Here is a 15997-nt window from a genome sequence, read left to right on the forward strand (position 1 = left end):
AATTAAGTCGCGGTGGGGGTGATATGCGAATATTTTGGTTATCGATTCTGCTCTGGCTTTCGTCCAGTGTTTTGGCCGCCCCCCAAACCATCACATTAGTTCTGCCCGCACAAAATGATAATGGTCACGCGTATTATCATGAACTTCTCACTCGTGCACTCGAAGCACAAGGTATCTCCTTAGTTATCGAAACTCCGTATTCACATCTTCCACAGAAACGTGTGGTAAAAATGGTGGAGAACGACCAACTTTCCCTGACTTGGCTATTAGAAAGTGAAGAACGTGACAAACATTTTGCCCATGTCGACGTACCATTAACCAACGGTTTAATCGGGCAACGTGTGCTGCTAATTCCCCCGAGTTTGCAAGAGCGCTTTAATAAAGTGGCATCCTTGGATGATATGCGTAAAACACAGCTCGTTGCTGGATTAGGTGAGCGTTGGTTAGACATTACGGTTTGGCGTAATAGCCAGCTACCTTTTTATATTCAGTCGGGTGAATGGCGTGATCTTTATAAAAAGCTTTCTGTGACAGGGGAGGTCAACTATTTTCCGCGTGGCGTGACGGAAATTTATCAAGAATCATTGCTCAACCCTTATCTAGCCATTGAGCAACATCTTCTTTTTCAATATCAAAGTGATTTTGTTTTCTACCTCAGCCCGCAAACGGCAAAGTATCAAGGCATATTGGAAAAAGCGCTGAATAACGCGAAAGAATCCGGTTTAATGAATTCGTTGATTGAGAAGTATTGGGGGGAATCACTTACCCTGTTAAGGCTCAAGCAAAGGCAAGTGATTGAACTGAAAATGCCGGAGCAAACTCAATAAACTTGTACTTAACTCCTTTATTTTCCGCACAAAAACTGCAACCGAAACTGGTCTTTCATTGCAACATCAGTTATCAATAGAAATGCGATCGTCATCGACCTTGTGAGGTTGCCCATACTGCGGTAATTTCTGGGCGCTAATGAGGTTCAGACTCTTCTTCACTTACTGTGGTTCAAATGATTCTATGGTTGAAATTTTTATTGTCGTCGTACTGCTCGTCTTGTTCTTTATCTTTATCCAGAAGTATGTGATTCGCCATGATGACACCAAGGAGTATGGCTATAAAAAGAAAGGGCCACTGCTTGATATGAAAGAGAGCGCTTTTTATAACGCTTTAGTGAGTGCCGTTGGTGATCATGGTGTTGTACTGGCGAAGGTGAACATGGCGAATGTCATCACTCCTCATAAAATGGCCAATAAGAAACATTGGTTTATCGCTTACAACAAGATTTCAAAAAGCTACTTTGATTTTTTGGTGTGTGATGCAAGAACACTTGAGCCAAGAGTTGTCATTGAATTAGATGACGGTAAAGAGCTGCAAAAAGGCAAAAGTAGAGCGCGAAAAGTTACTTCTCCATGTTTGTAAATCAGCCAATATTCCGCTCATCGGGACGAACGTTCGAATGAGTTACCAAGTTGGTAAATTGCGGCGCTTGTTGGCGGCTCATATTGATTTGATTCAACCTGATCAGGAAGTCAGATTCTGTAAACGTTGTGGCAGCCCGATGGTGATCAAGGTTGCAACGCAAGGTGAGTACCGCGGGCGTCGATTCTTCACATGCAGCCGACAACCACACTGTTCATACACTGAAAACTACAATGTGGTTTATGAATTTGAAGAAGAGGAGAGTGCGGATAACAACTAATCAGAGGCTTTCGGTTTGCTGACTCGTGGTATCTGGCTGAGTTTGTGCATGTTTGAATAAGCGAACCTGATTTCTTCCGGCTTTCTTGGCTCGATAAAGCTCTATATCAGCAAACTTGAGGAGATCATTAAGTTGATCTCCAGGCTGATATTCACATACTCCAATACTGATTGTGACCTGCACTCGTTTATCACCAAATGCAAAGATGTGCTGGCTGATAATGGCTCTTAACCGCTCGCAAACCCGCTCCGCTTGTTCAAGCGATTGATCAAATAAGGTAACGCAGAACTCTTCACCGCCAATTCGATACAAATTATTGTCACCCACCACTTGAGCGAGTAGCCGTGTTGTCTCAATCAGCACTTTATCGCCAGTATCATGACCAAACTGATCGTTAATGGATTTAAAGAAATCCAAATCAATCACGAGCAAACTGAGCGTGGTTTGATCATTAAATTGCTCGAAATGCTGGAAAGAGGTCGTGAGTGATAACCGATTGTGTGCACTGGTCAGTGGATCTCGCGAGGCGAGGTAGAGCAGAGAGTTTTCAATTTTACGTCGATTTTGCTCATACACATGAGAAACAACCCAAATCCCGATATAGGCGAAAGATAAATGAAGTGAAACAGACCAAGAGATAAGCGGCTCATTTTGCAATTGCCAATAAACAATACCGCTTTGAAGAATGAGAAAAAGAGAAGAGGTCAAAAAGGCAAAGCGGGCAGAAGTAAAAATGTAAAACAGAATCGGTACAAAGCAGCTCCAAACATAAACCCCCATGACCAAGGGTTTCATATAAGTCGCAAACAATGTGGTACCAGTTAATACAAACAAATAGAGGTAAATTTGCCCTTCAGTATGAGCACGCTTCTTTGCGAGCGTATGGATATAGAGAGAGTAAATCGCACACACGGATTCAACTAAGGCTAACTCGAATTGCTTGAGCGACAAAAAATTGATCATTGCCATCATAAAAGCAATCAATGCCCAAAAAAAACTCAGGCCGCAAAGCACTGAAGCTCGTAGCGTCTGCGTATTGTCAAATAACCTAGCATCCATGTACTGACCCTCTCCGGGGCTAAAGGTAAGCGTTTATAGTACAGAGTTGAACGTCGTGATCAACTTTGCTTCTGAATGCACATCACAAAAGTAGACGGCGCTCTAATTCTTTAAAAGGTGGAAGTTTTTACAGAACGACATCAGAAATTAATTTTTAAAAGAACAAAAAAACAACAAACTGATTGCGGAAAAGCCAAACGGTTCAAAAACAAAGAAATTGGGCTTGCACGTCAGAAAAACTGCCGCTAATATCCACCTCGTTCTAAAGCGATGCGTCCGTAGCTCAGTTGGTTAGAGCACCACCTTGACATGGTGGGGGTCGGTGGTTCGAGTCCACTCGGACGCACCATGAGAAACTTACAAAATAGCATGCGTCTATAGCTCAGTTGGTTAGAGCACCACCTTGACATGGTGGGGGTCGGTGGTTCGAGTCCACTTAGACGCACCAGAATTCGTTCATTAAGAACAAACAACAAAGCCCACTTTCAGTGGGCTTTGTTGTTTCTGTCTGCCAATTCACTTTCTACTCATTTCTGTTCATATAAATTGAGCTTAGTATGAAATACCGAGTCACAATCGAGTCGGCATTGATCTATCATTAGTAAGCGTTTTTTGTATTGAATCAATGTGGTATGCGCTATGGCGTAGGTGAGGGGATGTATGTCACAGCCAGTAGATAAGAAAACCTTTCTGAGTATTTTCTTCACCGTATTTCTGCCAATGTTTTTGGCGGCGGTGGATCAAACACTGCTTGCTACCGCTACGCCCGCCATTGTTCGTGACCTAGGTAATTTACAACTTTCATCGTGGATTGCGATTGGCTACATGCTGGCTAGTGCAGCCAGTGTGCCAGTGTATGGCTGGTTAGGCGATCAATATGGCCGAAAGCCGATGCTGATGACATCGTTAGTGATTTTTGCATTGGGCTCCGTCATCTGTGCTTTTGCCACCAGTATGCCGATGCTGGTGGCGGGTAGGATAGTGCAAGGCTTAGGAAGCGGTGGTTTGATGAGCTTGTCGCAAGCTCTGATTGGTGAATTGGTTCCGCCACGGGAACGTGCCCGATTCCAAGGTTACTTTTCTTCATTGTTCGCGATTGCAAGTATCGGTGGGCCTGTTTTGGGTGGGGTGCTTGTGACTTATCTCTCTTGGCAGTGGTTGTTTTGGTTTAACTTACCTCTGGTTGGCTTGGCTTTATACAAACTATCTAAGTTCAAGTTTGTGCAGACCTCTCGCAAATCGGATGCCTCGATTGATGTTGCTGGACTGATTTTATTCCCCAGCATGATGACATTGATCATCTATTGGCTTTCCGCGGGTGGGCATTATTTTCCTTGGTTCTCGACCACCAGTTTCACTCTTGTGGGGTTATTTGCCGTTACTTCATTTCTGTTTGTGGCTCAGCAAAAAAGAGTTAAAGCTTCATTCCTTCCGCTTGCCTTGTTGGCGAAGCGCGAGATTCACATTCCGCTGCTATCCACATTCATTTTTGCGGCTTGCCTGTTTGCGTTGATCTTCTTTTTGCCAATCTACCTGCAGTTAGGGTTACGGGTTAATGCTGCACAGTCAGGTTTTCTATTGATCCCTCTTTCATGTGGCATCATTGGCGGTGCCTACATCACAGGCAAAGTCATTGCCAAAACGGGAGTGCCGAAATTTTTGCCCGTATGTGGAATGAGTTTAAGCAGTTGTGCGTTTGCGGTGTTGGCTATATTTCCATTGCAGGCAAATGCAGTCAGTGCGTGTGCGGCGCTATGTGGTTTAGGGTTGGGTACGGTAATGCCATCCACACAAGTACTGATACAAACTCTTGCGGGTAAAGCCAATTTGGGGCGCATTACCGCCATGGCCTCGCTAAGCCGATCGTTGGGAGCCTCAGTCGGAACCGCGTTTTTTGGCACTCTAATCTACTCTTTATTACCTGAAATCTCTCCACACAGTGGGTTGCAAGCCATTGCTGCACTACCACAAAATGAAGTGTTGCATGCTTTCCACATTGGATTTGCTGTCGCCTCTTTGCTGGCATTATTTGGTGCTTTTAACGCTTTACGAGCCCCGAAAATTCAATTGGATGACTACGCGTTCGATTCCTAAATCTGAACAGTAGAAGTAATAAAAATCAGCCAGTGTCGATTCGCCCAAGATCAATAATCCTGTTTTCAACAGCAAGTGTAAACGTTTAACCATTGGCTATTCTGTATGGTCATAATAAATAGATTGGTTTTGTTTCATTGTTCGTTACCGCACTTATAACTGTGTTGATAATAGCGATATTGCGATGGCTGACTGCGAGTTGAAGCAGAAATGTCTATCTTCCTGCTGGCGTCAACAAATGAAAATAAATGGAAACGTTTACACTGTGGGATTCGCTTCACAGAATATGATTGGAAATGGTTGCTATGCTTTCGCAAAGGCTGACCAGTGTGTCGTAAGCCTAATGTTTGAGTATTGCTGACTATCTTCTCATCCAATTGTGGGTTGGGAAGTGAGAGAAACATCATGCCTGAGCTTAAGTTCAACCCAGTAGATCATCCTCATCGTCGTTATAATCCATTGACTGGTCAGTGGGTCTTGGTTTCCCCACATCGTGCGAAGCGGCCTTGGAGTGGACAAGATGAAAAGCCAGCGACACAAGAACTCCCCAGTTATGATATGCAATGCTTTTTGTGTCCAACAAATACGAGAATTTCCGGTGATGTGAATCCCGACTATTCGAGCACCTATGTATTTCGCAACGATTTTGCGGCTTTAATGCCAGATTCACCTGAAGCACCAGAGTCCACTCATCCTTTATTTAAAATCCAAGCTGTTCGCGGCTTAAGCCGTGTGATCTGCTTTTCTCCCGATCACAGCAAAACCTTGCCTGAACTTTCTCTGACACAAATCCGAAACGTGATCGAAACGTGGAATGAGCAAATTGAAGAGTTGGGTCAGGATTATGTCTGGGTTCAAGCCTTCGAAAATAAAGGTGAGACGATGGGATGCTCACAACCTCATCCGCATGGACAAATTTGGGCGAATAGCTTCCTTCCGAATGAAATAGAGCGTAAAGAGCAACACCTGAAAGCCTATTACTTAGAACATGGTAGCAACTTGTTGGTTGATTATGTGCAAGCCGAATTGCAGGACGGCGCACGTACGGTCGTGGAAACCGAACACTGGTTGGCGGTTGTCCCTTATTGGGCTGCTTGGCCATTTGAGACTATGTTGTTACCCAAAACGCATATTCGGCGCATGAATGAGTTAAGTGATGCTCAGCGTGATGACTTGGCATTGGCAATTAAAAAACTCACCAGCCGCTATGACAACCTGTTCCAGTGTTCATTTCCGTATTCTATGGGATGGCATTTTGCTCCGTTTTTTGAATCGGGTACGGATATTGAACACTGGCAGCTGCATGCACTTTTTTATCCGCCGTTACTACGCAGTGCCACGGTTCGTAAGTTTATGGTCGGCTACGAAATGCTGGCCGAGAATCAGCGTGACCTGACAGCGGAACAAGCTACGCAACGGTTACGTACTGTGAGTGATGTGCATTACAAGCAAACGAAATAATTTTGAATTGTGCTCAAAGCTTTGGAGTACGGTTCCCCATTTTAAAAGTGAGAAGCCCTATGTCTGAATTAATCCATAACGTCAAAGCTGCGTTCAAACAAGTGCTTAGTTATGTTCCGACACACGTCGTTCAGGCTCCTGGACGAGTTAATTTGATTGGTGAGCACACCGATTACAACGATGGTTTTGTTCTGCCTTGTGCAATCAATTATCAAACTGTGGTCGCTGCAGCCAAACGGGATGATTACACAGTACGCTTGGTGGCCGTGGATTATAGCAATGAAACCGATGAGTTTGACTTACGTGACGAGATTCGTTTTCTGCCAGAGAAAATGTGGGCGAACTACATTCGTGGTGTAGTGAAATGCTTGATTGAGCGTGGTTTTGAGTTTCGTGGCGCGGATATCGCAGTGTCAGGTAATGTTCCGCAAGGCGCTGGACTCAGTTCATCAGCTGCTTTGGAAGTGGTGATCGGCCAAACATTTAAAGAGCTGTATCAATTAAAAATAAGCCAAGCAGAAATTGCTCTTAATGGGCAGCAAGCGGAAAACCAGTTCGTTGGCTGTAATTGCGGGATTATGGATCAAATGATCTCTGCGCAAGGGCAAGCGAATCACGCACTGTTGCTCGATTGCCGCAGTCTGCAAACGGAAGCTGTCTCCATGCCTGAACAGATGGCCGTGGTGATCATTAATTCCAACAAAAAGCGTGGTTTGGTTGATAGTGAATACAACACCCGTCGTCAGCAGTGTGAAGCTGCGGCACAGGCTTTCGGAGTTAAGGCGTTGCGTGATGTGACGATGTCACGATTTCACGTCAAACAAGCTGAGCTTGATCCGATTGTTGCTAAACGAGCGCGGCATGTCATCACTGAAAATGAGCGCACACTGCATGCGGCACAGGCTCTGCGTGAAGGTGATATTAAACGCCTAGGGGAATTGATGGCGGCATCTCATGCCTCAATGCGTGATGATTTTGAAATTACTGTTAAAGAGATTGATATCTTGGTGGAGATCGTGAAAAACGTCATTGGCGATCAAGGTGGAGTGCGAATGACTGGTGGTGGTTTTGGTGGTTGTGTGGTGGCCTTGGTGGCACCAAGTCAGGTTGAAGCGGTCAAGCAGGCGGTTGCTGAACAATACCAAATAGCGACTAGGCTGAAAGAAACCATCTATGTTTGTTATGCGACAGAAGGCGCAGGCTTAGTTGAGCACTTATAAGGCCCGTAATGAATACTTTATTACATACTATGGCTGAACAACCCGCTTACGATGGCTTACCTGCAAAACTGGTTGAGTTAACAAACCAAGCGGGTATGCGTGTGGTTGTGATGGATATCGGTGCAACTTGGCTGAGTTGTACTTTACCCGTTGGTGATGAATCTCGGGAAGTGTTGCTTGGGGTGAGTAACATGACCGATTCTCAGCGCCAAGGCTGCTATTTAGGCGCGACAGTGGGTCGCTACGCTAATCGAATTGCACGAGGGGAGTTGAGCATAGATGGTCGGCATTATCAGCTTTCCGTAAACCAAGCGGGCAATACTTTACATGGTGGTGCACAAGGTTTTGATCGACGTCGATGGACGATTGCCATGCAAAGTGCACAACAAGTCACATTCACTCTATTGTCAGAAGATGGCGACCAAGGCTTTCCGGGCAACTTGCATGCAGCGGTAACTTATACTCTGGATGAGCAAGGTGTCGTAACCATTGCTTATCAAGCGCATACGGATCTTGCTACAGCCGTGAACCTGACAAATCATGCTTACTTTAACCTTAATGGTGCAGATGTCGGTGAGAGTTGTCTTAATCATCGCCTTTGGGTTGATGCCAAACTGTTTTTACCAACAGATGAAGCCGGCATCCCGCTGGGAGAGTTGCAACCAGTTATAGGGACTGGGTTTGATTTCACACAGCCGAAATTGGTTGGTGAAGATTTATTGAAAGAGGATCAGCAAATCGCAGCCAAAGGCTATGATCACAGCTATTACTTTGCACCTAAGCGTGATGTACAAAAGCCTGTTGCTAAGCTTTGGTCTGGCGATGAAAAAATACAACTCATCGTTAGTACAGATAAGCCTGCCATGCAGCTCTATACGGGTAACTGGTTGTCAGGCACGCCGAATCGAAGCGGATCTGAGTACATGGATTACGCAGGGCTGGCTTTGGAAACCCAATTTTTGCCCGATTCACCACATCATCCAGAATGGATTCAACCCAGTTGTATTTTGCAACCTGGCGAGCACTATCAATATCGAACTCGCTATCAGTTTATTTGTAAGCGTTCGGAGTAAAGACTGCTCTGATTCATCACACATCAACTCAGCTAAATCATCTATAGGGTCAGCGTTGAAAAATCTCGACTCTGATTATCTCAACACTCTTAACCATAACCTAACTCAAACTTACATAACCATGACAAAAGTATGGGAATAAAAGGGAGTCATTTTTGTTTGATGGCGTCTAACTAATCGTAAATCTCCAATTGTGTAGTGTTACATAATCCCAGTTGAAAGCTGTTGACCGAGTATATGTAGCACGACCAGACGTTGCTCACGCTTATACCTATTGGGAAGGGCGAGGGCAGTATCATGAAATAGTTCATGAGGAGGACGAAATGAACGACCAACAGTCAACTCCGGCTACTGACAAGGTGTCGGATTCACCAGCAAAGGCGTGGTTCGTCAAGGATCGTTTCGGAATGTTCATTCACTGGGGGCTGTACTCCGTAGGGGCATGGCATCCGTGGCATAAGAACAAGAAGGAACTTACTACCGAACAATATCAGAAATATTTCGATCACTTTGACCCGGATCTCTACGATCCTAAAGAGTGGGCTCGGCAAGCAAAGGCGGCGGGGATGAAGTATGTGGTTATCACCACAAAGCATCACGAGGGATTCTGCCTCTTTGATAGTAAGTACACCGAGTACAAATCGACCAATACCCCATGTGGTAAAGATTTAATCGCCCCATTCGTGGAGGCTTTTCGGGCCGAAGGGCTGAAAATCGGATTCTATTATTCACTGTTCGACTGGCACCATCCTGACTTCACGATCGATATTAATCACCCTCAGCGCAATCACCCCGATGCAGAGGCGATGAACAAGGGGCGGGACATGAAGCGCTATGCGCAGTATATGCGCGACCAAATCACTGAGTTGCTGACCAACTACGGTAAGATCGATATTATTTGGTGTGATTTCTCCTATGTGGACTGGGAATGGCATGGTAAGCCCGGTAAAGGTCGCAATGATTGGGAAAGTGTTGAACTGGTCAAACTTATCCGCAAATTGGCACCAGATATTCTCATCAATGACCGTCTCGACCTAAATGATGTAGAAGGATATCAACCTGACATCATTTGCCATGAACAAATCATTCCATCCCCACGTCCGACAGTTCCGGATCATGCGGTAGGATGGGAGGCCTGCCACACCCTAGCGGGACTGTGGTGTTATATTCGCGAAGAGTTCAAATGGAAAACGCCCGAACAGTTAGTGAATTTACTGAGTGACATTGTGGCATTGGGAGGGAATCTGCTGATGAATATTGGCCCCACGGCCCGCGGTACCTTTGAACCTCGTGCCGCTGAAGCGCTGAAAGTCTATAGCGACTGGATGGCGGTGAACGGCCGAGCGATCTATGAAACGGTTCCGTCTGAATTTGAGGCGCCTGACGGATGCCGATTTACCCAAAAAAATAACCGGCTTTATGTCCATATCCAAAACTGGCCTCATAAAGCTATCCACGTGAAGAAACTGATAGGCCGTGTTGCATATGCACAAATGCTACACGACGCCAGTGAGGTGTTTTGGACCGAGGTTAAACATGATGGTAGTGTAAGATTTGAGCTACCATTGGTTAGACCCAAAATCAATGTACCTGTAATTGAAATATTCCTAAAGGAGGAGTAACGATTTAAGTGTTGCCTCAAAATAGGAAAGCCGTATTGATGTTTTGAAGTAAAACCACAAGAGAACAAAACAGTGATATAGGTTGCTTCCATCGGCGCCGCAATGTCAATTGCGGCCGCTGACGAGGCGAGTCTAGTGTGACATATGGGATGTAGCAATCGAGTATATTGAAAATAAACAAAAGAATTACAAAGTAGTTTTGTATAATAAAAATGAATCTAAGTGATTTCATTTATTATATCTTCCATTTTAATTTTGTCCGCGTCAGTTTATTCCTACAGTTACTTTGTTGACAAAATATATTTAAAATTAAATCATTAACTTGATTCTTTTCGATAACAATAATTCAAATTGGAAATATGAAAGTTAAATTAATATCCGCCATGATTGCGATGACTATCGCTGGTTGTAATCATGACTCTATGTATAATTCTTCCGGTAGCATTAAGCCTGATATTCCGAATATTGGTAATGGCAATGATCCTGCAGTTGACGGTGGCGAGCTTCCTGATATCGGCGTGGATGATCCCATTATCTTTTCTCAACTTTCCCTTGATGGGAATCTGATGTTTGGTGAATCAGTACAGTGTAATAATCAGCCAGCTTATGAATTTTCCGTTGAGCAAAAAGACCATGTAATTTGTACATTAAATGATCGAGTTCTGGCGACGTTTAATTCCCCTTTCGATGCAGTTAATTCGCGTATGATGAATCGTTCGAGCACGCTCGAATTATTAAAGCTCATTGATGCTGATGAATATAAAGACTCAGTCCAGCGCCAAAAAAACATTCAGACGCTGATAAAAAACATGGGCAATATTCAGGGGAAAAATATTGAACTCAATTTCAGCTCTTCTCGTGATCAACTGACTTTTGATAACTATTTAAGCCATAGCTTAGATTTACCAGAAGCTGAATTTCGTGAATTGATTACGGAAAAAGTCAGCAACGATAATCAAGTAGATAAACAGCCATCACACATGTGCCTGATATTCCGCCAGCAATAACGGAAGGGGCATCCAGTGATCTCAACAGCAATTTTGTTTCTGCCAATGCTGAAGAGGCGTTGGTGTATAAGCCGACAGAAGTGATCCTTAGCCAAGGACAACTGCTTGATAGCCAAGGTCGCCCTGTCAACGGTATTGCTTATTTCAGCAATCACAGTCGTGGTGTGACGGGCGTGAATAAAGAAGGGCGAGCTACAGGTGATGGTCGTTTTGAGTTCTCGTGGGGAGATACCATCAGCTTTGCGATTGATACCTTTGAACTCGGACAGATTCGCGGCAATAAAAGTACCTTTGAACTGACAGAATTAGCGGCGGGTAATGAAGGGAAAAATGCACAAGCCTTAGTGTTACGTTATGCAGACAGTACTCATGATTCAGTGTCGATTTCAGACAAAGTCACGCAAGTTTTTGCTCAATATCCGAATGTGGTGAATGAGGCGATTTCATTATCGTTGAGTAATGATGATGTGGCATTGGAGATCGGTGGTGGTGAAACACAAATCGTACCGGGAGAATTTAATCAGCAGTTCTCGCAAGGCATTGCCGCCGAAATTGATCAAGCTCTAAAGCCAACAAGCTTTTATCAAGCGTGGGCCGAGCCAGTACAAAAATCAGCTGTGGATCCCGAGGCAAGCCGCATTCAGGCAGATATTCAAAAACTATGGGGAGCGACACCAGAAGTACAGCAGCAGGGGTGGAAAAAAGTAGAACGCTTCCATGTTTTCCACGACAGTACTAATTTCTACGGTAGTACAGGCAGCGCTCGCGGTCAGGCTGCAGTCAATATTGCCAATAGTGCTTTCCCAGTGCTGATGGCGCGTAATGACAACAACTATTGGATTGATTTTGGCAAGCCAAAGGCTTGGGATTCACAAGGGCTAGCTTTTATCACAGAGGCGCCATCTCAAGTTAAACCCGAAAAAGTATCGGCAGAAACCACGACGTTTAATTTGCCATTCATCAGCTTAGGTGAGTTAGGCAAAGGTAAAGTAATGGTGTTGGGTAATGCACGCTATAACAGTGTGCTGGTTTGCCCGAATGGTTTCAGTTGGAATGGCGGTGTCGATCAACAAGGCCAATGTACCTTAAACAGTGACAGCCATGATATGGGGAACTTTTTCAGTAACGTTTTTCATTACCTGACAGGAAAAAACTCGGCTGAAATTACCGTTGGCACCAATATTCCTTATGTCTATTTTAAACGTGGCGGTCAGGTTCTTGGGAACCAAGCTCCATTTGTATTGGATCCTCGTTTTGCTACGCAAACCGAACAGTTAAGTAATTTCTCAAATCTAGACCCTGAAACTATGCCTGTTGTGATCATCAACGGGTATGAATATCTCGGGCACAGTGGTATCGGTGCGTATGATTTACCGATGAGTGCAGATATACAGCGTCCGAAATTAACCCAAGAAGATGTCAGCGATCTTATCGACTATGTAAGCCGTGGCGGTAACGTTTTGATGATGGAAACCATCATTAACCGTACCAATGCGGGAGAAGTCGCACGATTGTTAGACAGTGCCGGTATTGCTTTTGGCATGGGTTCCAGCGTGGTTGCTAATGGTAATGGGCCAAGTGGTGGCTATCCTGATCGCGTGCGTAACCAGCGCCAACATGGTATTTGGGTTTTAGAACGTTATGCCGCAGTGACTGGTGAAAATGGTGTCGCGCCAACACTTCCATACACCATTAAGGAAGATGGTAGCGTTGAGTGGAAGTTCATCGTTGATGGTAAACCAGATGATAAACCTAAGCTTGAGATGGCGACGTGGACCGAAGAAGACAGCCAAGGCAATCCAGTGAAGCAGGCGGCTTTCATCGACGAATCAAGCCATTGGCAAAAAGATGCCAATGGAAAAGTGATATACGATGACAACGGCAAACCGATTCTGGATAAACAGAGCTTAGCCGCCGCCAAACAGCGTATTCTGAATGCTTTTATCACATCAGAAGGCAAGTCTGCATATCAAGAGTGTCGTGATAGTGAATTCCATTACGAAGTGAATTGTTTGGAATATCGACCCGGGAATGGGATCCCAACCAGTGGTGGTATGCATGTGCCTATTTATACTGAGCTGAAGCTGGGTAATGACGAAGCCAAAGCGATGGTGAAGGCAGCCAACTTAGGTACTAATATTGAAGCCCTGTACCAGCATGAGCGTTATTTCCGTACCAAAGGAAAACAAGGTGAGCGATTAAACAGCGTTGACCTGAATCGTATTTATCAGAATTTGAGTGTATGGCTGTGGAATGATCTGGATTATCGCTACGAATCTGGCCATGGCGATGAGCTAGGCTTCAAACGCTTTACCGAGTTCCTCAACTGTTACACCAATGATCAAGCGGGTGGTAATACCCAATGTCCAACCGATCTGAAATTACAACTTAATCAGATGAAGATGGTGTACGGTGATGAGGCTGGAGAATATGCAGGCCAAATGAACCCAAGTTATCCATTGAATTATATGGAGAAACCGTTAACTCGCTTAATGCTTGGCCGTTCCTATTGGGATTTGGATATCAAGGTGGATGTGCGTGAATTCCCAGGAGAGGCTGAAAATGGTTCGGGTGGTGGCAACATTACCTTGGATATGCGTAACCTAACGACGGCTTGGTTTGCTGGTAATCGCCAGCCTACAGGGCAGTGGGCGGTTGCTCAGCAGGAGTTTTCGGTATCCGTTTCTGGAGAAAACTCTCCAGTGACCATCACTATTGCCTTGGCGGATGATCTTACTGGGCGTGAAAAGCATGAGTTAGGTTTGAAACGGCCACCAAGAATGACGAAATCTTTCGTGATTGGCGGTGATCAACCCAAAAGTCAGAGCTTTACTGTGCCATACGGCGGTTTGATTTATGCACAAGGTGGTAACAGTGAGCAGGTCACACTAAGTTTCAGTGGTACGGTGAATGCACCGTTGTATAAGAATGGTCAATGGCAAAATGGGTTAAATTCCCCAGCACCAATTGGTGAAGTTGTTTCCAATACTTTTGTGTTCACTGCGCCCAAAGCAAACTTGAATGCATCTGGTTATAACGGTGGTATCGCACAATTTGCAGATGATCTGGATACCTTTTCCGAAGATCTTAATGACTTCTATGCGCGCGATGAAAATGTTGATGGAAAACGTAATCGCAAAGCAACAGGTGAGAGCAATCCAAACAACCGACATCATTTTGTTAATGATATCGCCATCAGTGTTGGTGCTGCACATTCTGGCTATCCAGTGATGAATTCTAGCTTTAATGCTAAAAGCCCAAGCCTGAATACGTCACCACTGAATAGCTGGTTGCTTTGGCATGAGGTGGGGCATAACGCTGCAGAAGCGCCTTTCAATGTTGATGGTGCTACCGAGGTAGTGAATAACTTACTTGCACTTTATATGCAGGATCGCCATTTAGGTAAAATGGCACGAGTTGAACAAGACATTCGGATTGCGCCTGATTTTGTGAAAATGGAACATGGACATGCATGGGGTGCTGGTGGCGCCGGTGAGCGCTTGGTGATGTTTGCTCAGTTAAAAGAGTGGGCGGAAAGCGAATTCGATATTGCAGATTGGTACCCAAATGAGTTGCCTTCATACTACAAGGTTGAATCAGGCGTGAAAGGGTGGAACCTGTTTAAGTTGATGCACCGTTTAACCCGTAATGCAGACGATGGCGTTATAAACCTCAAAGGTGAGAATCTATGCCAAGCCACAGGGTTGGGTAAGAGTGATCAACTAATGCTTTGCGCTTCATATGCTGCACAAACTGATTTAACCGAGTTTTTTGATGCTTGGAATCCAGGTAGCAAAGCCTTTGTTTATCCGGGGGATCCTAAGCCGCATTATGAAGGTGGGATAACCGAGGCAGGGAAGAGTCGTGTGAGAGCACAGCAGTACCCTAAACCGGTTCGAAACCCGCTGCTGATTAATGAAATTAGCCAATAAACTTTTACATTAAACAAGAATAGAGCGTCATGATGGCGCTCTATTTTTATACGGACAATTGGACAATAAATATAATCGAAAGTCTTACATTTTATTTTTCTCCATAACACGAACAACAACGGCTAAAAATAGGATGTCTTTTAATAAGAAGAAGTTTGGAACCAAAATTCCATCAGAAACTTTCCATGCATTCGGTGTTGTGATTAAAAAGCTCAGAGTAGTAATAAATATAACGACACCAGCAATAGCGGAATAATAAGCAATTTTCGGTGAGCGAAATCCCACCAACAAGCCAATTCCTACAATAATTTCGGTAGCGCCAATAAGGTTAGAAACGGCTTGAACAGAGAGAATTTGATAAGTCCAACTCATTAATGGGTGATTAACGACTAATGGTTCAATCAACTTAGCTTCAGTAGGCGTAAATTTGTAAATGCCAAGCCAGATTAAAATCAAAGAAACACCAATAACACCAATAAGATAGCTGTATTGGGTAGAGTGTTTTTGAGTTGTTGCACTGTGCATGAAAAAAGGCTCCTTAATATTGATGGCTTCACTAAAATTTTAGATAAATAGTTTGTGTAGATTGACTTGCACGAATGATATGACCCGAGAGAAGCAATAAATCATTCAAGATTAGGAAAAATTTATTTTTGAAAATGAAACATTTCATTTCTATGAAGTGGCGAACAAGAAATAAACTAATGGAGTGAAGGCTAATTTAATCTTTACTAATAATTATATTTTATGAACGAACATCACATTACGATGGTTAAAATAACATCATCACATAAACGTCATACGGAAAAATACATTTTACAACCCAAATTGATATC

General features: G+C 44.2%; 8 protein-coding genes, 2 tRNA genes and 2 pseudogenes. 10 read left to right on the forward strand and 2 right to left on the reverse strand.

All coding sequences use genetic code 11. The features are described 5' to 3' along the window. Nucleotides 1–23: 23 nt before the first annotated feature. Both D908_RS15555 and D908_RS0118940 read left to right on the forward strand, forming a co-directional pair. Entirely contained in the window at nt 24–827 is an 804-nt protein-coding gene (locus tag D908_RS15555) for a hypothetical protein (protein WP_001219175.1), read from the forward strand. 184 nt (nt 828–1011) lie between these two features. After that, nucleotides 1012–1693, forward strand: a pseudogene (locus D908_RS0118940) (DUF2726 domain-containing protein). On the opposite strand, the gene D908_RS15550 reads toward D908_RS0118940, so the two are convergent. Further along, nucleotides 1694–2752 (reverse strand): GGDEF domain-containing protein, encoded by a 1059-nt coding sequence (locus tag D908_RS15550; RefSeq protein WP_005522865.1) that lies wholly within the window; start codon nt 2750–2752, stop codon nt 1694–1696. Nucleotides 2753–3024: 272 nt separating this feature from the next. On the opposite strand from D908_RS15550, the gene D908_RS15545 reads away from it, so the two are divergent. The 8 genes and pseudogenes from D908_RS15545 to D908_RS0118945 all read left to right on the forward strand — a co-directional run bounded on the left by D908_RS15545 (nt 3025) and on the right by D908_RS0118945 (nt 15161). Next, nucleotides 3025–3101 (forward strand) — tRNA-Val (locus tag D908_RS15545). Nucleotides 3102–3123: 22 nt separating this feature from the next. Then, nucleotides 3124–3200 (forward strand) — tRNA-Val (locus D908_RS15540). Between the two features lie 212 nt (nt 3201–3412). Further along, entirely contained in the window at nt 3413–4846 is a 1434-nt protein-coding gene (locus D908_RS15535) for an MDR family MFS transporter (protein ID WP_005522866.1), read from the forward strand. A 405-nt stretch (nt 4847–5251) separates the two neighbouring features. Further along, nucleotides 5252–6307, forward strand: coding sequence for a UDP-glucose--hexose-1-phosphate uridylyltransferase (locus D908_RS15530; protein ID WP_005522867.1), 1056 nt, complete (start codon nt 5252–5254; stop codon nt 6305–6307). A 59-nt stretch (nt 6308–6366) separates the two neighbouring features. Further along, nucleotides 6367–7527, forward strand: a complete 1161-nt coding sequence (galK, locus tag D908_RS15525; protein ID WP_005522868.1) for a galactokinase — start codon at nt 6367–6369, stop codon at nt 7525–7527. A gap of 8 nt (nt 7528–7535) precedes the next feature. Then, nucleotides 7536–8600 carry a galactose-1-epimerase gene (gene galM, locus D908_RS15520; protein ID WP_032467520.1) on the forward strand — a complete coding sequence of 355 codons (1065 nt, stop codon included), beginning with the start codon at nt 7536–7538 and terminating at the stop codon, nt 8598–8600. A 215-nt stretch (nt 8601–8815) separates the two neighbouring features. Continuing rightward, nucleotides 8816–10222 carry an alpha-L-fucosidase gene (locus tag D908_RS15515; protein ID WP_390622356.1) on the forward strand — a complete coding sequence of 469 codons (1407 nt, stop codon included), beginning with the start codon at nt 8816–8818 and terminating at the stop codon, nt 10220–10222. Nucleotides 10223–10581: 359 nt separating this feature from the next. Then, a pseudogene (locus D908_RS0118945) lies at nt 10582–15161 on the forward strand (SslE/AcfD family lipoprotein zinc metalloprotease). 84 nt (nt 15162–15245) lie between these two features. On the opposite strand, the gene D908_RS15510 reads toward D908_RS0118945, so the two are convergent. After that, entirely contained in the window at nt 15246–15686 is a 441-nt protein-coding gene (locus tag D908_RS15510) for a YkgB family protein (RefSeq protein ID WP_005522871.1), read from the reverse strand. Between the last annotated feature and the right edge of the window lie 311 nt (nt 15687–15997).

This window comes from Vibrio mimicus CAIM 602 (assembly GCF_000338875.1).
GTDB lineage: Bacteria > Pseudomonadota > Gammaproteobacteria > Enterobacterales > Vibrionaceae > Vibrio > Vibrio mimicus.

What these genes read in the sequence shown, in the direction of transcription:
- D908_RS15555 (WP_001219175.1), top strand. Translation starts at nt 24, where the DNA reads ATGCGAATATTTTGGTTATCGATTCTGCTCTGGCTTTCGTCCAGTGTT.
- D908_RS15550 (WP_005522865.1), bottom strand. Translation starts at nt 2,752, where the DNA reads ATGGATGCTAGGTTATTTGACAATACGCAGACGCTACGAGCTTCAGTG.
- D908_RS15535 (WP_005522866.1), top strand. Translation starts at nt 3,413, where the DNA reads ATGTCACAGCCAGTAGATAAGAAAACCTTTCTGAGTATTTTCTTCACC.
- D908_RS15530 (WP_005522867.1), top strand. Translation starts at nt 5,252, where the DNA reads ATGCCTGAGCTTAAGTTCAACCCAGTAGATCATCCTCATCGTCGTTAT.
- galK (WP_005522868.1), top strand. Translation starts at nt 6,367, where the DNA reads ATGTCTGAATTAATCCATAACGTCAAAGCTGCGTTCAAACAAGTGCTT.
- galM (WP_032467520.1), top strand. Translation starts at nt 7,536, where the DNA reads ATGAATACTTTATTACATACTATGGCTGAACAACCCGCTTACGATGGC.
- D908_RS15510 (WP_005522871.1), bottom strand. Translation starts at nt 15,686, where the DNA reads ATGCACAGTGCAACAACTCAAAAACACTCTACCCAATACAGCTATCTT.